Source organism: Riemerella columbina DSM 16469, from assembly GCF_000374405.1.
In the GTDB taxonomy this organism is placed as follows: Bacteria; Bacteroidota; Bacteroidia; order Flavobacteriales; family Weeksellaceae; genus Riemerella; species Riemerella columbina.
Window position 1 is genome coordinate 102,354 of the sequence record NZ_KB894229.1, and the last position, 20,660, is coordinate 123,013.

At 36.8% G+C, this 20,660-nt stretch carries 22 protein-coding genes; 11 read left to right on the forward strand and 11 right to left on the reverse strand.

Annotated elements, in window-relative coordinates; genetic code table 11:
- The first annotated feature begins 163 nt into the window (after positions 1–163).
- The 5 genes from C237_RS0105305 to C237_RS0105325 are packed head-to-tail and all read left to right on the forward strand — an operon-like array spanning position 164 to position 4,726.
- Positions 164–931 (forward strand): alpha/beta fold hydrolase, encoded by a 768-nt coding sequence (locus C237_RS0105305; protein ID WP_018675460.1) that lies wholly within the window; start codon positions 164–166, stop codon positions 929–931.
- A gap of 45 nt (positions 932–976) precedes the next feature.
- Positions 977–1,597 (forward strand): ribosome biogenesis GTP-binding protein YihA/YsxC, encoded by a 621-nt coding sequence (gene yihA / locus C237_RS0105310; protein ID WP_018675461.1) that lies wholly within the window; start codon positions 977–979, stop codon positions 1,595–1,597.
- A complete protein-coding gene (locus C237_RS0105315; protein ID WP_018675462.1) occupies positions 1,590–2,051 on the forward strand; it encodes a GNAT family N-acetyltransferase in 462 nt (153 codons plus the stop codon). The genes yihA and C237_RS0105315 overlap by 8 nt, the downstream gene beginning before the upstream one ends.
- A gap of 52 nt (positions 2,052–2,103) precedes the next feature.
- Entirely contained in the window at positions 2,104–3,963 is a 1,860-nt protein-coding gene (locus C237_RS0105320) for a M1 family metallopeptidase (protein WP_018675463.1), read from the forward strand.
- A gap of 10 nt (positions 3,964–3,973) precedes the next feature.
- Positions 3,974–4,726: a type III pantothenate kinase gene (locus tag C237_RS0105325; protein ID WP_018675464.1), complete on the forward strand. Its 753-nt coding sequence runs from the start codon at positions 3,974–3,976 to the stop codon at positions 4,724–4,726.
- Between the two features lie 5 nt (positions 4,727–4,731).
- Here the strand turns inward: C237_RS0105325 and C237_RS0105330 are convergent, their stop codons facing one another.
- Positions 4,732–5,355 carry a TetR/AcrR family transcriptional regulator gene (locus C237_RS0105330; RefSeq protein WP_018675465.1) on the reverse strand — a complete coding sequence of 208 codons (624 nt, stop codon included), beginning with the start codon at positions 5,353–5,355 and terminating at the stop codon, positions 4,732–4,734.
- Between the two features lie 239 nt (positions 5,356–5,594).
- Here C237_RS0105330 and C237_RS0105335 point away from each other — a divergent pair, with 239 nt between their 5' ends.
- From C237_RS0105335 to C237_RS0105355, 6 genes are all read left to right on the forward strand, one after another.
- Complete coding sequence (locus tag C237_RS0105335; RefSeq protein WP_018675466.1) at positions 5,595–6,182, forward strand: RNA polymerase sigma factor; 588 nt, start codon at positions 5,595–5,597, stop codon at positions 6,180–6,182.
- A gap of 52 nt (positions 6,183–6,234) precedes the next feature.
- Positions 6,235–6,369: a hypothetical protein gene (locus C237_RS15085; protein WP_281166423.1), complete on the forward strand. Its 135-nt coding sequence runs from the start codon at positions 6,235–6,237 to the stop codon at positions 6,367–6,369.
- A 15-nt stretch (positions 6,370–6,384) separates the two neighbouring features.
- Positions 6,385–7,080, forward strand: a complete 696-nt coding sequence (locus C237_RS0105340) for a YjjG family noncanonical pyrimidine nucleotidase (protein ID WP_018675467.1) — start codon at positions 6,385–6,387, stop codon at positions 7,078–7,080.
- Between the two features lie 43 nt (positions 7,081–7,123).
- Complete coding sequence (gene trpS / locus C237_RS0105345) at positions 7,124–8,092, forward strand: tryptophan--tRNA ligase (RefSeq protein WP_018675468.1); 969 nt, start codon at positions 7,124–7,126, stop codon at positions 8,090–8,092.
- Positions 8,093–8,194: 102 nt separating this feature from the next.
- Positions 8,195–9,292: an AI-2E family transporter gene (locus C237_RS0105350; protein WP_018675469.1), complete on the forward strand. Its 1,098-nt coding sequence runs from the start codon at positions 8,195–8,197 to the stop codon at positions 9,290–9,292.
- A gap of 14 nt (positions 9,293–9,306) precedes the next feature.
- The gene (locus C237_RS0105355) at positions 9,307–9,528 is read left to right on the forward strand and encodes a DUF3820 family protein (protein ID WP_026315509.1); all 222 of its coding nucleotides are present in this window, start codon (positions 9,307–9,309) and stop codon (positions 9,526–9,528) included.
- Positions 9,529–9,582: 54 nt separating this feature from the next.
- On the opposite strand, the gene ypfJ is transcribed toward C237_RS0105355, so the two are convergent.
- The 10 genes from ypfJ to C237_RS0105405 form a co-directional block, all read right to left on the reverse strand.
- On the reverse strand, positions 9,583–10,428 hold the full coding sequence (ypfJ, locus tag C237_RS0105360; RefSeq protein WP_018675471.1) for a KPN_02809 family neutral zinc metallopeptidase: 846 nt from the start codon (positions 10,426–10,428) through the stop codon (positions 9,583–9,585).
- Positions 10,429–10,576: 148 nt separating this feature from the next.
- The gene (ribH, locus tag C237_RS0105365; RefSeq protein ID WP_018675472.1) at positions 10,577–11,062 is read right to left on the reverse strand and encodes a 6,7-dimethyl-8-ribityllumazine synthase; all 486 of its coding nucleotides are present in this window, start codon (positions 11,060–11,062) and stop codon (positions 10,577–10,579) included.
- 14 nt (positions 11,063–11,076) lie between these two features.
- Complete coding sequence (locus C237_RS0105370; RefSeq protein WP_018675473.1) at positions 11,077–11,790, reverse strand: YfgM family protein; 714 nt, start codon at positions 11,788–11,790, stop codon at positions 11,077–11,079.
- Positions 11,791–11,850: 60 nt separating this feature from the next.
- Complete coding sequence (locus C237_RS0105375) at positions 11,851–12,387, reverse strand: adenine phosphoribosyltransferase (protein ID WP_018675474.1); 537 nt, start codon at positions 12,385–12,387, stop codon at positions 11,851–11,853.
- Positions 12,388–12,404: 17 nt separating this feature from the next.
- The gene (locus C237_RS0105380; protein WP_018675475.1) at positions 12,405–13,553 is read right to left on the reverse strand and encodes a hypothetical protein; all 1,149 of its coding nucleotides are present in this window, start codon (positions 13,551–13,553) and stop codon (positions 12,405–12,407) included.
- 87 nt (positions 13,554–13,640) lie between these two features.
- Positions 13,641–14,972 (reverse strand): hypothetical protein, encoded by a 1,332-nt coding sequence (locus C237_RS0105385; RefSeq protein WP_026315510.1) that lies wholly within the window; start codon positions 14,970–14,972, stop codon positions 13,641–13,643.
- A 14-nt stretch (positions 14,973–14,986) separates the two neighbouring features.
- Positions 14,987–15,694: a c-type cytochrome gene (locus C237_RS0105390; RefSeq protein WP_026315511.1), complete on the reverse strand. Its 708-nt coding sequence runs from the start codon at positions 15,692–15,694 to the stop codon at positions 14,987–14,989.
- Positions 15,687–16,208, reverse strand: a complete 522-nt coding sequence (locus tag C237_RS0105395; RefSeq protein WP_018675478.1) for a DUF3341 domain-containing protein — start codon at positions 16,206–16,208, stop codon at positions 15,687–15,689. Before C237_RS0105395 ends, C237_RS0105390 begins: the two co-directional genes overlap by 8 nt.
- Positions 16,195–17,592 (reverse strand): NrfD/PsrC family molybdoenzyme membrane anchor subunit, encoded by a 1,398-nt coding sequence (gene nrfD / locus C237_RS0105400; RefSeq protein WP_018675479.1) that lies wholly within the window; start codon positions 17,590–17,592, stop codon positions 16,195–16,197. The genes C237_RS0105395 and nrfD overlap by 14 nt, the downstream gene beginning before the upstream one ends.
- Before the next feature lie 17 nt (positions 17,593–17,609).
- Positions 17,610–20,660: a TAT-variant-translocated molybdopterin oxidoreductase gene (locus C237_RS0105405; RefSeq protein WP_018675480.1), complete on the reverse strand. Its 3,051-nt coding sequence runs from the start codon at positions 20,658–20,660 to the stop codon at positions 17,610–17,612.

Sequence of the window (20,660 nt, forward strand, 5' to 3'; positions counted from 1 at the left end):
TCTAACTCATTGATTATCCAAATACAAACTTAAAACCCATTTCAATTAGTCCCTAAACCTTATGAATATCAGCAAATTTTTTATATACCAGTAAGAAAAAAGGCAGTTTAGTAGGTCGGTTTAATCTATAATTTGTATTTTTGCGAGGTTTAGTAATGTTTTTATGATATTTAAAACTAAAAAAGAAAAGAAATTCAGTTACATCGAAGAAGGGGAAGGACATCCAATCGTCCTACTTCATGGACTTATGGGTGGCTTGAGTAATTTTGATGACACCATCTCCTATTTCTCACAGAGAGGTTATAGAGTATTGGCGCCCGTGTTACCCGTTTATGATTTGCCTATTCTGAACACCAACCTTACGGCTATTTCTAAATTTGTAGCCAAATTCATTCAGCAAGAACTGGGCGGGGAGCCTGTCACTTTAACTGGGAACTCTATGGGAGGACATATCGGTATTATCCTAACTTTAGCAAAGCCAGAATTGGTAAAACATTTGGTACTTACAGGAAGTTCGGGACTTTATGAAAAATCATTTGGGGATAGCTTTCCAAGAAAAGGCGACAAAGATTATATCCGCAAAAAAACACAAGAGGTATTCTACAACCCCGATGTAGCCACAGACGAATTAGTAGATGAAGTATTTGATGTGGTAAATGATAGAATGAAGGGCATTAAAACCGTAATGCTCGCCCGAAGCGCCATCAAACACAATATGCTGAAAGATTTGCCAAAAATCTCTTGTCCTACCTGCATCATCTGGGGAAAACAAGATAATGTAACCCCACCCGAGGTGGCAGAAGATATGCACAAACACATTCCAAATTCTGACCTCTATTGGATAGACGAATGTGGACATGCCGCTATGATGGAAAAACCAGAAGAATTCAACGATATTCTATACCACTGGCTAAAAAAAGTAGAAGCATAAAATACACTAAGGAAGGCCACCGTCTTCCTTTTATATTTTTAAGATATGATAAAAACTGTAGCCTTTATAAAAAGTAGCCAAAAATGGCAAGAGTGTCCAGAGCCTAATTTACCAGAGTACGCCTTTATCGGCAGGTCTAATGTAGGCAAATCATCTCTCATCAATGCCTTGACCAATCATAAAGGGTTGGCTAAAACCTCTCAAACCCCTGGGAAAACACAACTCATCAACCATTTTTTGGTTAATGACCAGTGGTACCTTACCGACTTACCCGGCTATGGTTATGCTAAAGTCTCAAAATCTATCCGAAAAGATTTTGAAAAACTAATTACCAACTATATCCTCAATCGAAAAAATTTGGTTAATCTTTTTGTTTTGGTAGATGCCAGACACACGCCTCAAAAAATAGATTTAGAATTTATGCAATGGTGTGGCGAAAGTGGCGTTCCTTTTTCTATCGTATTCACGAAAGAGGATAAACTAAAACCCAATGCGGCTCTAAAAAACCAGAATATATACACCGATAAACTATTGGAAACTTGGGAACAAACCCCAAAAATGTTTATGACCTCCGCAGAGAAAAAAAGAGGCACTGAGGAACTTCTAGACTATATAGACCAAACCAATCAAATGTTAGTAGAAAACAAAGTTCGTTTTGATGGATAAAATCATTTGGCATATCAGCACTTTTGAAGACCTTACCACCACACAACTTTATAAAATTATGGTGGCAAGGCAAGAAGTATTCCTTATAGAACAAAAAGTCTACTATCTCGATGCGGATAATACCGACCAAGTGGCGCTACATCTTTGGGCAGAACAAAATGGCGATATTCTAGCCTACGCCCGCTTATTTCCTAAAGGTATTAAATATGCTGAAGCCTCTATCGGAAGGGTATTAACGACTTCAAAAGCCAGAGGTAAAGGAATTGGCAAACAGTTGGTAGCCTACGCCGTAGAGTGTATAGAAAACCGATTGGGTACCAACCAAATTAGAATTTCCGCTCAGGACTACCTTATCCCTTTTTACCAAACTTACGGTTTTATAGAAACGGATAAAAAATATCTAGAAGACCAACTCCCGCATACGGAAATGGTAAGAAACCCAATAACTCCTTAACATTAAACCAAAAAATTAAATTCATTATATTTAGTCATAAAATATTTTTACAATGAAACGATTCTTCATTTTATTTATCATCAGTTATTCCACTTTATTGTTTGCTCAAAAAGGCAAATACTATCAGCAACACGCCGCTTATAAAATGGATATTGATGTAGATGCACAACACTATGCTTATAACGGTAAGCAAACCTTAACCTACACTAATAATTCCCCAGACGAGTTAAAGGTAGTCTATTTCAACCTATATTGGAACGCATTTAAACCCAATTCCTTAATGGACCAAAGGGTTCAAAATCAGGGTAACCACGCCGATAAAAGATTAGCCGACAAAAACAAAGCAGGGCAGTTAGTCTCAAGGTTAGCCACTATTCCAAAAGGTGAAGAAGGCGCTCAAAACATCCACTGGATTAAACAAAATGGCAAAGACCTTAAGTTTGAAATCCAAGAAACGGTCATGAAAGTTTACCTAGACCAGCCATTAAAACCTAATAGCAAAACCACTTTCACAATGGAATGGGACGCCAATATCCCATATCAAATCCGTAGAGCAGGTCGCCAAAATCGCGAAGGTATAGAAATGACTATGACGCAATGGTATCCAAAAATTGCAGAATACGACTACGATGGTTGGGCGACTTTTGACTATGTGGGCAGAGAATTTCACGCCCCTTTTTCCGATTACGAAGTTAATATCGCCATAGATGCCAATTATGTGATAGGTGCAGGAGGAACTTTGGAAAACCCAAATCAAGTGAAAGGCTACACCGCCGATCCTAACATAACACCTAATAGCGAAGGAAAAGTAACTTGGCACTGGATCGCTAAAAATATCTTAGATTTTGCTTGGGCAGCAGACCCAGATTATAGCGTAGAGCAATTTACGGTGCCAGATGGACCAAAAGTTTATTTTGTATACCAAAAATCCGATAAAACTCAATACTGGAGTGAAGCCCAACCGTATATAACTAAATTCTACCAACTGATGAATGCCAATTTCGGACGCTATGTATACCCTAGCTATGCCTTTATCCAAGGGGGTGATGGCGGTATGGAATATGGCATGTGTACGATGATTCTAGGCGAACATAAAAGCCTAGAAAGACTCATTGGACTAATGGCACACGAGGGTGGACACTCATGGTACCAGCAAATGCTCGCTACCAATGAGAGCATGAAACCATGGCTAGACGAAGGTTTTACCAGCTATGCCGAAGACTTTGTAATGTACCAACTCTTTCCAATTCAGAATCCATTGCCTAATCCTTTTGTAGGCGTATTGGATAGTTATAGAAAATTTGTAAAAACAGATAAAGAAGAGCCTGCCAGCTGGCTAGGTGACCACCACGATGATGCCTCGGCGTATTCCGTAGCCTCTTATACTAAAGGGGAACTTTATTTGGTAGAACTCGGTTATATTATGGGGCAAGAAGCCCTACAAAGCACCCTTAGAACTTATTATGATGAATGGGCGCTAAAACACCCATCTGATAGAGATTTCTTACATATCGCACAAAAAGTTTCGGGTATGGATTTAAAATGGTTTCAGCACTATTGGATTAATACCACTAAAACCATAGACTATGCCATTAAAAATGTAAAATACAACGAAAGCTCTACCACCATTACATTAGAAAATAAAGGGGAAGTGCCTATGCCTATTGATTTTGGTGTATTAACCAAGGACAAACAAATCATCACTTATCATATTCCACTCAATATGATGAGAAGCCCTAAAACTTCAGATTATTTTGGAAGTTTTACCACGCTGCCTTACTGGTGTTGGACATCTAAAGAATATAGTTTTGAAATTCCTTATGCTAAAAGTCAATTGGCTGCATTAGGGATAGATTTTTCTCAGCGATTAGCCGATGTGGATTTAAGTAATAATTTCTTAGAAGTAAAATAAAACACACGCGATGAAATCTATCGTCATTAATATTGGAAATACAAACATTCGTTTTGGACTTTTTGAACAAGACCATTGTAGCGTTTCTTGGGTTATCAATACCAAACCCTACCGAACCAAAGACGAACTTTTTGTTCAGTTTAAAATGATGTATCAATCTTACAATATTAAGGTAGAGGATATTTCTAAAATTATTATCGGCTCGGTAGTACCACAGATGACCCACGATATTGCCAGAGCTATTGAAAAAATCCACCAACAAAAACCAATTTTAGTCGACCGCAATACTCCTTCGGAAGTTAATCCTAAATCTAAACAAATGGGAACTGACATCTATGCGAATCTAGTGGCAGCACACCATCTTTATCCCGAAAGAAAAAAAATCATTCTAGATTTTGGCACAGCCTTAACGGCAAGTTGCCTTTCCGAAACGGGGGAAACCTTAGGCGTCATTATTGCTCCAGGGATTATCACCGCACTTAATTCTCTCGTAGGACAAACGGCACAACTGCCAGAAATAGAATTGGTAAAACCAAAATCTGTATTGGGTTTAGATACCGTTACTTGTATGCAGAGCGGTATGGTCTATGGCTATCTCGGTATGGTAGAAGGGTTTATTGACAGAATTAATGAAGAAGTAAAAGACGATTGTTTCGTGATTGCCACGGGTGGCGTATCCCATGTCTACAAACCACTAACCAATAAAATCCATATCGCTGATCGATTGCATACCTTAAAAGGGCTTTATTATTTAGGACAATAATCCAATCACTTTTGCTGATGACCTAGAAGCGAAAAAATCATATCTTTTAAATAGAGATTCAGTTTTTTTTCTAAGGCGGGCAAATAGGATTTTCCCTTTGGCAAATAATCTTTATAAAAAAATTGGTTTCTTATGGTAAAGACTATGGTACCTATAAGACTGGATAGGATTTCCTCCGCTTTTGCCAGTTTGGTAAATTCGCCCGTTACGATACCTTTTTTTATGGCGTCATCTAGCCTATGGATACACAAATCATAAAAATCCTTTAAGAAAAACGCAAGGTTTGGATTAAACTGCATTTCTTGTGTGACAAACCCATGAAAATAACTAAATTTCAGAATATGTTTCACTACAAAAGCAACCATTTCCGAAATTTGTGTGGTAGGGCTTGCCTTAGATATGGTCAATGTAAACACGCTAAATACCTCTCTCGTTTTTTCTACGCGATATTGATACAATGCCGCCATCATTTTTTCTTTAGAACCGAAGTAATAAGAAATCATCGCCACATTCACTTGGGCTAGTTTAGCAATTTCCCGCATAGAAGTAGCATCGTAGCCTTTTTCAGCAATCAGAACTTCCGCAGCATCTAGAATATTAATTTGTTTATCAGTAAAGGTTTGGCTCATAGATTATCAATCTTTATGCAAAATTAAGGTTTTTTGAGGGATTCCAATACCATTATCAAATGATTTTAAAACATCAATACCAATAAAATGTTAATTTTTCTTAATTCTTTCAAAATAAATCTTATATTTGTAGCATCATAAAACCAAAACTATAGATAAAACTTTACTCTTTTAACTATTATTAAAAATCCAAATTGCCCTATCCATTATAAGGCACTAACGAGTTAAACTGTAAAGTTATGAAAGTTTTATGCGATAGCACACTGATACAATCTTACCAGCAAGGCAGCGAATCCGCACTTGCCCAACTTATAGAAAAACACCAAAAAGATTTATTTACTTTTATTTTTTATAAAGTTTATGATGAGCATATAGCCAATGATATCTTCCAAGATACCTTTATGAAAATCATCATCAAATTAAAATCTGGCGCTTATAAAGACGAAGGTAAATTTATCCTTTGGGCTAAAAGAATTGCCCGCAACCTTATCATAGACCATTATAGAATAACATCTAAACGGCAGCACATTTCTGAAACTACCTTCGATGATGAGTTTTCTATCTTTGACACCCTTTGTGAACCTTCCGAAAACATAGAAGAACAAATGGTTTCATTACAAATTAACGAATCTCTTACCCAGATGATTCAGTTGCTTCCAGAAAATCAAAGAGAAGTCATTAAACTAAGATTTTTTGATGGTTTAAGTTTTAAAGAAATTGCTGAACAAACCGATTCTAGTATTAATACAACGCTTGGCAGGGTTAGGTATGCGGTTCTAAATTTAAGAAAAATTATGGAGGAACATCAAATAATTTTAACCCGATAAATATAATATTTAGGCTATTATTTCGTTATCAAAAAAACAAATAATAAAGCCGATGAAAAACATTTACTCTAGAGCCTATCAAGTATTACTTCCAAAACCATCAACGGTTAAGTTTTTGTTAGATTTTTCAAAATCGTTGACGGTTTTTAATTCTGAAAATGGAGTCTTCGTACTCTCAAAAAATTAACTAACTTTGTGCCTTATGAAAATTAGGCACATTTTTTTTGATTTAGACAATACCCTTTGGGACCATCGTAAAAATGCTCAGCTCACTTTACAAAAGTTATTCTCTGAGTACAATATACAAGATAAACTTTCTATCAGCTTTGAGGAATATCATAGTGTATACCATACCATCAACGAAGATTTATGGGCAAAAATCAGAGATGGCATTATTGATAAAGACACACTGAGAAAGCATCGCTTTTATGATGTATTTCTACACTTTGGGCTTGATGATTTTGAACTGGCTCAAACTTTTGAACATCAATTTTTAGATGAAATTATAGAGTATAACGAACTGGTAGAAGGCACTGTGCCACTTTTAAATTACTTAAAAGACAAAGGCTACACCTTACACATTCTATCCAACGGTTTCCAAGAAGTAACCCGAAGAAAATTAACGGGGAGTAAAATAGAACATTATTTTGAAACTGTAACCAGTGCCGATGAAATTGGGCTAAGAAAACCTCACCCGGAAATTTTTCAATTTGCTTTAAATAAAGCCCATGCCGAAGAGCAAAACACTTATTTTATTGGGGATGATTGGATTGCCGATGCCTTGGGCGCTAGAGATTTTGGCTTACCCGTTCTATTTTTTGATGTGTTCGACGAAGGATTTTCAGAGACGGGTATCATCAATATTAAAACGCTTTCTGAGGTAAAAGATTATCTTTAACCTATAAAATGATTAATTTTGCATTTGTAAAAAATAAAATATAATGTCAAGAATACTTACAGGGATACAGGCGACAGGAACGCCACACTTAGGAAATTTACTAGGTGCTATTATTCCCGCCATAGAATTGTCTAAATCTTCGGATAACGAATCTTTTTTGTTTATTGCCAACCTGCATTCTTTAACTCAAATTAAAGATGCTGCTACACTAAAACAAAATACTTACGAAATTGCAGCGGCTTGGCTCGCCTGTGGACTAGATACAGAAAAAACTTATTTCTACCGCCAAAGCGATATTCCAGAAGTCTGCGAACTCTCTTGGTATTTATCGTGTTTTTTTCCTTACCAAAGATTAACACTTGCCCACTCTTTTAAAGATAAAGCCGATAGATTAGAAGATGTCAACGCGGGATTGTTTACTTATCCCGTATTGATGGCAGCAGATATCCTTCTCTACGATGCTGAAATTGTTCCCGTGGGTAAAGACCAACTTCAACATCTAGAAATGGCAAGAGATATGGGATCTAGGTTTAATCACCAAATGGGGGAAACTTTTGTATTGCCACAGGCAGAATTACAAGAAAACACTAAATATGTACCAGGTACTGATGGTAATAAAATGTCTAAATCTAGAGGAAACATCATCAATATTTTCTTACCAGAAAAGCAATTAAAAAAACAAGTGATGTCAATAGAAACGGATTCTAAAACTTTAGAAGAGCCTAAAGACCCAGAAACCGACAAAGTATTTGCCATCTACGAATTGATTGCTAGCCCTGAACAAACCGAGGCGTTAAGAGCAAAATATCTGGCGGGTAACTTTGGCTATGGTCATGCAAAAACGGAACTGCTTAGCCTAATTTTAGAAAAATTTGCAAAAGAACGCGAACTGTACAATTACTATATGAACAACCTAGAGGAGCTTGAAGAAAAACTACAAGTTGGGGCAGAAAAAACAAGACGCATCGCCCATGAAACACTCAAACGCGTACGCACCAATCTAGGGATGTAGCTAGCAATTCCTATCCAGATTGAAGACCTTTTTATTTCAAAAAAAGGTCTTTTATTTTCACTATTAAAAAACTATCTTTGTTGATAATAAATTTACAATCCTATGAATAACGATGCCATAAGCAATGTTAAAATCAAGCAAATTGCCCTGATTTTAATTATCCTAATATTATTTCTACTGATCGCCTACAACTTAGCTATGTTTATTCCATCTTTGTTAGGCGCAATTACACTCTATGTAATTTCTAGAAAATATAATCTTTATCTCATAGAAAAGAAAAAATGGAAACCGTGGCTCTCCGCTCTCACCATTATGCTTTCTACGATTTTGATACTGATTTTGCCAATGTATTTTTTAGTAGATATGGTGATAGAAAAACTGGGGCATGCTAAGAACTATATGGCAAAGTTTAATGATTTCTTAGACAAAATACACCAATATATTTTAGACAAAGTGGGCTTTGATATACTAAGTCAAGATAATCTGGATAAGGTGAAAGAGCTCGCAGGGACTATATCTACAACAGCGGTTAGCAGTACCTTTAATACCGTTACCGTTGTAAGTTCTGCTTATTTTATTTTATATTTCATGCTCATTAATCCTAGGGTTTTTGAAAGAATTCTAGTAAAAGCGGCACCACTTAAAAGAACCAATATCAACCTTATTGCGGATAAAATTAGAAAAATGATTATTGCCAATGCTATTGGGATTCCTGTGGTTGCCTTAGGACAAGGGATTGTAGCACTGATTGGATATTATATCTTTGGGGCACCAAGCCCGATATTATTATTTGCATTAACTGCGGTTTGTTCTATGATTCCTATCGTTGGGGCGTCTATTATCTTTATTCCCGTTGCGCTATTTATGGCGGCAGAGGGCGATGTAGTTTCGGGGATTGGTATATTTCTATATTGTGTAATTTTAGTGGGGTTAACCGATAATGTTTTAAGGTTTACTTTACTAAAAAAACTAGAAGACATCCACCCACTCAATACCGTATTTGGAATTATCTTGGGTATGAATTTATTTGGATTTATGGGCTTAGTATTTGGACCTATTTTAGTATCCGTTACCTTGTTATTGATACAAGTTTACCAAGACGAGTTTACCGATAATCCAACTCCAGAATTGGTACTCACCGACCAACCTGAGGAAGACAGAGATGATACAGACTTAATTATTGACCCAAAAGATGCTTAATGGAACAACCTAGTATCAATCCAGAGATTTTAAAAGAAATTTGTAAAACCAAAATGCCTTTTGGGAAATATAAAGATTTCATTTTAGTCGATTTACCTATTGCCTATCTAGAATGGTTTCTAAGACAGGGAGGATTCCCCAAAGGTAAACTAGGCATGCAACTGGCAACCATCTACGAAATAAAACTCAATGGTTTAGAAGATATTTTAAGGGAAATTAAAGCCATGCTCAACTAAAAAGACCCAGCCTCTTTTTCAAGGCTGGGCATTAAATTTTTAATAAAGATATAATTACTTCAACAACGCATCAAAAGTATTACCTTGGCGGATGTCGCCTGTTTCATAGCCTTTTAAAAACCACTCTTTTCTTTGTGCTGAACTACCATGGGTAAAGGCTTCTTGATTCACATAGCCTTGACCGCGCTTTTGGATATTGTCATCCCCTACCGCAGCAGCAGCATCTATGGCACTTTGGATATCACCAGGTTCTAATATATGCGCTCTATTATCTGTTTTTCTAGCCCAAAGTCCAGCGTAGAAATCAGCTTGAAGTTCTGTCGCCACAGAAATCCTATTCATTTGCGCTTCAGAATATTTACCGCTGCGTCTCAATTCATTTACTTTTTGAGTTGTTCCAAGTAAAGTTTGGATATGATGTCCTTGTTCATGAGCCAATACATAGGCAACAGAAAATTCCGTTACTTTCGCACCAAAGCGTTTTTCTAGTTCATTAAAAAAACTCATATCCATATATATACTTTCATCAACAGGGCAATAGAATGGTCCCATTTCCGATTGTGCTACACCACAGCCCGATTGGGTGACATTTTCAAATAATACAATTTTTGGCTTTCGATATTGCATACCATTTTCGTTGAATATTTTTTTCCAAGTCATATCATTTTCCGCATGCAACATTTCTATAAACTCTCTCACCTTTAGTTCTTGTTGAGAAAGAGCTCTCTGCTCCGTTTGGGTAGGTGAAGAAGTAGAACCGATAACGGCAGAAGGATCACCACCAAGAAAAAACACAATAGCCGCAATGATAAGTGTACCTATACCACCCCCTATCAATCCCCCGCCTACGCCTCTACCACGGCGATCATCAATTTCACTTCTGTTATTTGTCCATTTCATAAGTCTATGTTTTAAATTTTGGGTTAAAATACAAAATTATTTGATGTGAGCAATCTTCGTTACCACATTTTAAAAGTATTTAACCCTATCAATTATCAAACCATTTTAATAGATTGATATTAAAAAGTAATTTATCAGATAAAAATGATTAGATATTATTTTTAAAGTCTACCATTTTGAGTGCAGTAATCGCCGCCTCTACCCCTTTATTTCCTAGAGCACCACCACTCCTTGCGATAGACTGCTCTTTGGTATCGTCCGTCAAAACACAGAAAATAGTAGGGGTTTGGGTTTGGGTATTGCACGCGGTAATGCCTTGGGTCACACCTTGACAAACATAATCAAAATGCGAGGTTTCCCCACGAATCACACAGCCAATCGCTATGATGGCATCAAAGTACTGGTCTCTAGCACATAGACGCATCGCGGCATAACTCAATTCAAATGCACCTGGCACATAATATACTTTTATTCGCTCTCGCTTTACCCCATGTTTTAGCAGGGTTTCTATTGCCCCATCTCTTAAATTAAAGGTTACAAAATCATTCCACTCGGAAACGACAATGCCGATGTTGAACGCATCGGCATCATTAATTTGGAGTGGCTTATAATCAGAAAGATTATCCGTTGCCATAATTTTTATTTTAATTAATAATATTTTACCATTTCAATGTAAGCGTCTGACGCCCCACCATCGTAATCTTGGTATTTTTCTTCAATGGTCTCAAAGTATTTTTTGGCATCTGCATTCTTTTTAAGCGCTAGTGCCATCACTCCCGCTTTTCTTGTAAAGTAATAAGAAGTATACGGGTCATCCGATACTGATGAAGCCTTGCCATACTGTGCCATAGCCTCGTCTGATTTGTTAAGACTTGCTAAACAGTCTCCCATAGCCCCATGTTTTAGTGCCATTAAAATTTTATTGTCTGATTTAAACGCATCTAATAAATCATAAGCCTCCTGGTATTTACCTTCTTTATATTTGATAAGTCCTGCTTCATAGGCAGACAATTTACCAACTTTAGTACCACCATACTCGTTAAAAGTTCCTAAAAAGCCTGGGTTGGTTGTAGATTTACCCCCTAACGCTTTAGCATCATCGCCATCGGCTTGTGCCTTTTGCGCAGCTAGATAGCTCATCGTGGCTTCTTGATTTTTAGGTGCTACAACAAATTGTTGATAGGCAAAATAACCAAAAATTGCTAATAAAATAAGACCAAACCCTATCATTAAATGTTTGGCATATTTTTCAATGAATTTTTCGGACTTTAGTGCCGACTGGTCTAATTCTTCAAAAATTTCTACCGTTTCCTTTCCTTCTTTTATTTGCTCTTTGCTGAGTTTATTAAATCTCTTAGCCATTGTTATATTTTATTTAATTCGCAAATTTAGTTTTTTCTTTGCTGATATACAAAAACTTATTTAATATTCTAAAATTTGATACACTTCGGCATCAAATTGTTTTAGTTTTTCTACACCTTTGAGGTCTTTTAATCCAATTAAAAAACTAAACTGCTTTACTTCTGCACCTTGTTTCTTTACAAGCATCGCTGCTGCTTCGGTAGTTCCTCCAGTAGCCAATAAATCGTCATGGATTAGCACTCTATCGCCTTTTTTAATTTGCCCTTCTTTCATTTCAATTTCTGAAGAACCATATTCTAGTTCATATTTCTGTGATACAAATGGCGGCGGCAATTTTCCTTTTTTTCTAATAAGCACAAATGGAACGCCTAATTTTACCGCTATGGCAATCCCAAATAAAAAGCCTCTACTTTCAATACCACAAACCACATCTACCTTCCCACGGCTAAATTCTACCAAATCTTGAATGACTTCTTCGTATAATTCTGGATATAAGAATATCGGGGTAATATCTTTAAACTGAATGCCTTCCTTTGGAAAATCAGGAATATTTTCAATTGTAGCTTCTAATTTTTCAATTAATTTTTTATTTTTCATTCTATTATATAAATATGTTATTGCTTTTGCGATGAGTTGATTTTATAACCGACAATCTTCCAACCATTATCCGTAGATTTTAGTGTATATACAGCGTCCAAAACGCTAACATTACCATTGTTATCAGTTACATTATAAGTAGCGTTCACCGTCGCGTTATTGTTATCCGTAGAAGTGGTACGCAGGCTTTTAACTGCAATGGTCTTAACAGAACCAAAACCAGAAGTCGGGTTAGAAAACTGTTCGTAAGACCCCCATTTTGGATTAGATGCCGACTCATAAGCCGCACGCAAGTTTTGACTTCCTATATTATTAAGAAAACTTTTTACCGCTATTTTGGGATCTGGTTTATTTTTTGGTGTAGCCTCTTCATTAGCCACTGTTTCTTCATCGGTTTCTGCTGTCGTGTCATCTATAATATCTTCCTCTATCACTACTGGAACTTTTAGAACCTCTTCATTTACTGGCACCCCCTTTTTTAGCATTTTAAGTAACTTTTTAGAAGTTTTTACTGACACCTGAACATCTATCATACCATCCACTACTTTTTCTCTAGGTAGAGAAGTCATCTTTAGATTAAAGCCTCTAAAATTATTATCTAACATTAAGTTTTTAGAGGTGAGCAATCTTTCACCGTTGCTAAATACTTCTAGCGTAGTTTCCAGCCCTGCGTTAGAAAACTCTACGAGATTATCCGATTGATCAACCAATCTAGGGATAATTTGTAAAGCAGTACCATTAGCGTAGGGTTGAACTTCTATACTAATAGAACTCGCCTTTATATCATTTGGATCATGTTTGGTAGGCTCTTGGCTTTGGAAAATATTCATATACCCTAAAGATGGTGGTGCTGTACTACTCCATTCAATGCCATTTTTCTGAGCCACTTCATTAGCCATTTGTAATATTTCTGGCACTTTTTTACCATTGAGCAATTGAGATAACGCATTGAGCTCTTGGATATCACCTTCTTTATCCACGCCGAAAGTTTTTAAAATATAAAGTGCCTCATTGAATTTTATCTGTTCAATAGTCGTTAAGTCAGAAGACATATCATTAATACTGGATTGGAAATTTTTAATGTTACTCCCATCTACAGTATCCTTTTTACAACCTACAAAAAGCAGTAGGATAAAAGCGAAGAATAAATATTTTATTTTGTTCATTGGTATTTAAAATTTTAATGCTTCACAAAAATAAGAAAATCCCGATAAATGTATCGAGATTTTCTTTATAATTTAAATATCAATTCATTAAAACGGATACTCATAGATTTCTGATTCGTGTAGATAAGGGTTTCCTGTAGGGATCAATTTAGTTTTTGACAATTGTGTCATTACAACAAAAATGAATAATCCTAACACAAATAATACCGAACCTAAAACTAATAACAATACTGTTACATTAGGCCAATATGGACCTACAGTTCCTGGCATCACCATATTAAAGTAATCTACAATATGACCAAGAATTACAATAACTGCCATGGTAGTTACCACTGTGTAATTTCTCTTAATACTACTACTAACCATTACTAATAACGGAATTAAGAAGTTTAAGATTAACATTGGTAAGAATGTAGGCGCATAATATTCAAATCTACCGAAGAAATAATTGACTTCTTCTGGAATATTCGCGTACCAATACAACATAAACTGTGCAAACCAAGTATAAGTCCAAAGCATACTGGTAGCAAATAGATATTTACCAAGGTCGTGAAGGTGGTTATCATTAAACTGAGGTAAAAATCCATTCTTCTTAAGGTAAACACTAATCAAAATAATAACTGCAATGGCACTCGTTAAACAACTTACCATAGAATACCAAATATACATAGTGGAATACCAGTGTGGGTCAATAGACATCAACCAGTCCCAAGCCCAACATGCAGAGGCAAAACCAAAGAATGCAATATAGCCCACATTCCATCTGTAAAGCATCTGATAATCTCTAGGGGATTTAGTAGCATCTACTTTCTTAGACATTTGTCTTAATTTCCATGCAAAGAACGAAGCACCAATCACATAGATCAAATTTCTCACTACATAAAATGGAATATTTAAGAACTTTTTCTTTTCATATAGTATCACATCAAAGTGTGGATCATTAGGATCAGTTAAGGATGGATCCATCCAATGGAATAAATGCCCGATATGCGAAACATTTAACGCCATAATGATTAAAAGAATGGCACCTCCAAAAGGGATATAAGCTCCAATAGCTTCCATGACTCTTGTGATGATAATTGGCCAACCTGCATGCGCCGCATGTTGTACAGAATAGAAAAACATCACACAACAAGCTAAACCAAAAGCAAAAACTGCTACCAAGTGGATGGCTGCTAGTGGCTGGTTATGTACCTGCATTTTAGCATGGTCTAAGTGTGCCGCATGATCTTGAGGCCCTACCATTTCGCTAGAGTGTGTAGGATTATGGTGACCAGAAGCATGAACAACTTCCATCATATGTTCTACTTTCGCATCATCTATTCCATGATTCAAGAAGTAACCAGCACCAAAAAGCACTAATCCCAAAACGATGAATACGATAGAATACAATCTTAATTTCGGTGAAAAACTATACATTTTCTTTAGTTTATTTATTTAGTATTGTCTTTATTTTCTTCTGCAGGTGCTACGGTTGCATCACTTTGTGTAGTGTTTGCCTCAGCACTAACGCCCCCTTTAAACGCTTCCATTACATAGAGCGCCACTCTCCATCTATCGCCAGGTTTCAATTGTCCTGCATAAGACCCCATGGCGTTTCTACCATTCGTTAATACATAATGTACAGAACCTATGGTAATGTCTCTATCTGCATATTTTGGCACACCTACATACGCCCCTGTCTTTACGATAGGTCCTTGTCCATCACCTTCCTTACCGTGGCAAGCTGCACAAGTGAGTTCATATAAATGTTTCCCTCTTTGGATATCTTTTGCTCTATTGGCAGGATCCAAAGGTGAGTTCACTACAGTTTTAGATGCATCATAGCCCGCATTGTATTCGTCTGGTGTCATTGTAGATTGTGGTGTACTTTCCACAATACCTTCTGGGTTTTGAGAAACGGTTCCAGGAACAAGGTATAATCCCGTAGCACCACTTTGTTTTACGAAAGCAGGAATCTCATTCTGATCTTTACGATATGGATCTTCAGCTTTCATCAATGGATCATAAGCCACTGGGAAATACATATCTGGAAAGTATACTAATGGGACATTTTCTTTTGGTCCGCAAGAATTAAGCACTACTGCTAACAAACCAAAGATACCTGATATTTTAAAAATATTTTTCTTCATGTTAAGCATCTTTTATCGTTATTTCTTCTACTCCAGTCTCGATGAGTAGTTGTTTAATGGTATCAACATCCGAAGATACAAATTCCATAAGAAACTTATCGTCCGTAGTTCTTGGATCAGGGTTCTGAGGTTTAGCCCCTGGATACATTTTATTTCTAAATAAGAAAGTCAAAGACATTAAGTGAGCAGAACAGAACACCATTAACTCAAACATTGGAACTACGAAGGCTGGCATATTGTGTGCCCAGTCAAATGCTGGTTTACCACCGATATTTTGTGGCCAGTCGTGGTTCATCGTATACCAAGTCATTAGTGCACCAATGGTTACACCATAAACTGCATAGATAAATGCCGCATCTGAAATTCTTGTTTTTTTAAGTCCTAAAGCTTTATCCAATCCGTGAACTGGAAAAGGGGTATAAACTTCGGCAATTTCAATGCCTTTTTCTCTAAATGCTTTTACGCCGTGCATCAAATCATCGTCATCGCCGTAAAGCCCATATATTCTTTTAGTGGTGCTCATCTCCTTCTTTTGCTTTATAAGTTTCACCTGAAATTTTCAAAATACTCTTCAATTCCGCTTGTGCAATCACAGGGAATGTTCTCGCATATAATAAGAACAGTACAGAGAAGAATCCAATCGTTCCTAAATATACACCTACATCAATAATGGTAGGTTTAAACATCGTCCAAGAACCTGGCAGGTAGTCACGAGACAAGTTAATAACGATAATGTCAAAACGCTCAAACCACATACCAATGTTAATAACTAAGGCAATCAAGAATGTGGCGATGATATTCGTTCTTATCTTCTTGAACCAGAATAATGCTGGAATTACAAGGTTACAGATAATCAATGCCCAGAATGCCCACCAGTAAGGCCCTGTTGCCGCTCCTGGCGTTAAGTAAGCAAAGTCTTCAAAACGGCTACCAGAATACCATGCAATAAAATACTCACACGCATAAGCTACCGTTACCATACCACCCGTTAAGATAATTACGATATTCATAATTTCAATGTGGTACATGGTGATATACTCTTCTAGGTGACATACTTTTCTCGCAACTAAAAGAAGCGTTTGTACCATAGCAAATCCTGAGAAAATCGCCCCTGCTACGAAGTATGGTGGATAGATGGTAGAGTGCCATCCTTTAATTACCGATGTAGCAAAGTCAAAAGATACCGTGGTGTGTACCGAGAATACCAATGGCGTTGCTAAACCTGCTAATACCAAAGATAATTCTTCGAATCGTTGCCAATGTTTGGCTTTTCCACCCCAGCCAAAGGCTAATATGGTATAGATTTTCTTGGTAAATGGTGTTTTTGCTCTATCTCTAATCATGGCAAAGTCAGGGATAAGTCCCATAAACCAGAATACTACGGATACCGAGAAATAAGTAGAAATCGCAAATACATCCCAAAGTAGCGGTGAGTTGAAGTTAGTCCAAAGTGAACCAAATTGGTTTGGTAACGGGAATACCCAATAACCTACCCAAACTCTACCCATGTGAATCACTGGGAAGATGGCCGCTTGTACTACCGCAAAAATCGTCATCGCTTCTGCAGAACGGTTTACGGACATTCTCCATCTTTGTCTAAATAATAAAAGTACGGCGGAAATCAATGTACCGGCGTGACCAATACCTACCCACCATACGAAGTTGGTAATATCCCAACCCCAGTTGATGGTTCTATTAAGTCCCCATGCACCAATACCCGTACCAATGGTATAAGCGATACAGCCAAATCCATAAATGAATAATACTAAGGCAGCGTAGAGAGATGCCCACCACAACTTACCTGCTCTTTCTTCTATAGGCTTTACGATATCAACAGTAATGTCGTGATAAGTTTTATGTCCTATAATTAAAGGTTCCCTAATTGGAGCTTCGTAATGTCCTGACATGTTTTACCTTTTTATAATTAAATTTTGTTTTCTTCTTCTTTTCTATTTCTTACTTTTGTGTGATAGAACACATTCGGTTTTGTACCAATTTCTTCTAGTAGGAAGTATCTTCTATCATCATTGTAGAGTTCTCTCACTTTAGAAGATTTGTCGTTCATATCTCCAAACTTCATTGCTCCTGTAGAACACGCTTTGGAACAAGCCGTTTGGAATTCGCCATCTTGCACTACTCTTCCCTCTTTTTTGGCTTCTAGAATTACGCTTTGTGTCATTTGGATACACATAGAACATTTTTCCATCACCCCTCTAGTTCTTACTACAACATCTGGATTTAAAACCATTCTTCCTAAGTCATTATTCATATTGAAATCAAACTTATTATTCAAATTGTATGTAAACCAGTTAAATCTTCTTACTTTATAAGGACAGTTGTTCGCACAATATCTAGTACCAATACATCTGTTGTAAGCCATTTGGTTTTGACCTTGCTTACCGTGTGAAGTAGCCGCTACTGGACAAACCGTTTCACAAGGCGCATGGTTACAGTGCTGACACATAATTGGCTGGAAAATCACATCTGGACTTTCGTTTGGCTCAATTAAAATATCATATAGACTTGGTACATCTAAACCTCTATCAATTCCTTCTTTAACTTCAATTTTTTCCTTAGCCGAGTAGTAGCGGTCAATTCTTAACCAATACATATCTCTCGACATTCTAATTTCGTCTTTACCCACTACCGGAGTGTTGTTTTCTGCCTGACATGCAATCACACAAGCTCCACATCCAGTACACGCGTTAAGGTCAATAGAAAGGTTAAAGTGTGGTCCATCTGTAAAGTCGAAAGTATCCCATAGGTCAATCTTACCTGCTGGCATAGACCCGCTTAAAGTATGATATTCCAATGGCTTATTCCAACCTTTGTGCTGGTCATCAAATGGCACATTTAAGAAAGTATCTAAAGACACTTCTTTAGCAATTTCATAACGACCCATTAAGGTATTTTGCAACTGCATTCCTGCAAATTCGTGCTCACCTGAAACTTTTTCAATTTTCACATTAGACACCGCGAAGTCATTACCATTAAATAATGGGTAAGCATTAACACCTGTGTTTGCTACTTTACCAGAGAACTTCTTACCATAACCTAATGCTAAACCAAATGAACCATCGGCTTGCCCTGGTTGGATAAACACAGGTACATTTTCAATAGTTACGCCATTTACCGTAACATTGACCTTAGAACCATCTAACTGCATTCTACCGTTAAGGTCGTTTTCTAAACCTAAATCTTTAGCATCTTTAGGGGAAACGGTTAAATAGTTATCCCAAGATAATCTAGAAATAGGGTCTGGTAATTCTTGTAACCACGGGTTGTTGGCTTGTGTACCATCTCCCATAGAAGTTTTAGTATATAATTGAAGTTCGTATGGGCTTGCTTTAAATTTCTTTAATTCTGCAATTGCACCTGAAGCATTTCCACCAGCGTAAGACAATCCCTCTCCAGCTGACACTTCATTATATGCATTATATAATCCTTTGTTAAATGATTTATCTCCTAAAATACTAGAAGCATTCGCTTTTAAGTATTTATAGTAATCATTATTCGGATGATTTTTTCCATTAGTCCAAACCAATAGAGATTCCTCTATTTGTCTACATTTATAAACTTTCTGAATCGTAGGTTGCATAAGTGTATACACCCCAGTTTCTGGCATCATATCTCCCCAAGACTCTAGCCAGTTCGCTACTGGAATAGCAGCTTTAGCGGCTTGATACATCTCATCTTTTTTCTGAGCTATCGCAATGTGACAAGGCACTTTCTTAATCGCGTCTTTCAGTTTAGCTCCGCTTGGATGAGAGTAAATTGGGTTAACATCGTTAGAGATTAATACACCAACCTGCCCAGCATTTAACCAAGATACAAACTCGTTAAATCTCTTAGCATCAAACTCTTTAAGATAGTTGGCTTTACCTGTAAAGGCAACAGAACCTAATTTTTGGTTAATTAAATGAGCTAATACATAAGCTGCTTTTGAACCATCAGCTAAAACTATCGCTTTGCTACCTTTAGCTTGAAGTTCTTTGGCAATTTTATTCGCCACTTCATTAGAGCTAGAACCATTCAATGCATTATAAACTTCTACTAAAGTCTTATAAATATCACTTGGTTTCATTCTTAAACGCGTATCCGCATTAGCACCTGTAAGTGACATATTAGACTCTATCTGGATATGACGCAACATATTTGGCCCTGGCTTTCTTGCTTTCGCATAAGAAGTTTCAAGACTTGCCGCGTTATAATCTTCAATAAAGTTAGCATTGAATCCTACAACAAGTTCTGTTTCTGATAAATCGTATACTGGTAATGCTCTCTTTCCAAATACTTCTTCTGCAGCGTCTAAAGCAGCCGTGTATGGAATAGCATCATAAGTTACCAATTCTGCATTCGGATACTTAGCCTTAAATTCTCCAAATAGTTTTTTGAAGGTAGGACTGGCAAAAGAATGCGATAATAAAACAATTTTCTTATTCGCTGCCTGAGCATCAACCAGGCCTTTTAAAACAAAACTATCAACTTTGTCAAAAGTTTCATCTTTACCATCTAATTTAGGTTGCTTTAGTTTATCATTATCATATAGTGATAATAGACCCGCTTGTACTCTAGCATTAGTTGCACCTAAACCTCCAGCGACTGGATTGGGTTCAATTTTAATTGGTCTACCTTCTCTAGTTTTAACTAAAACACTAGCAAAATCATACCCATCAAAAAATGTAGAGGCGAAATAATTCGGCACTCCTGGAATGATATTATGAGGTTTCACCACATAAGGAATTGTTTTCATAACTGGCGCCTCACACGCTGCTAAAGTTACAGCGGCAGTAGAAAACCCTAATAATTTAAGGAAATCTCTACGGCTAGTCCCTGAGTTATTCATTTTATCCTCGTTGCCCAAGAACTCATCTACTGGGATTTCATTTTGAAATTCCTTCTGAGCCAACTGCGCATTAAGCGATGGGTCTTTTAACTCGTGAATACTTCTGAATTGTATTTTATTTGAAGCCAT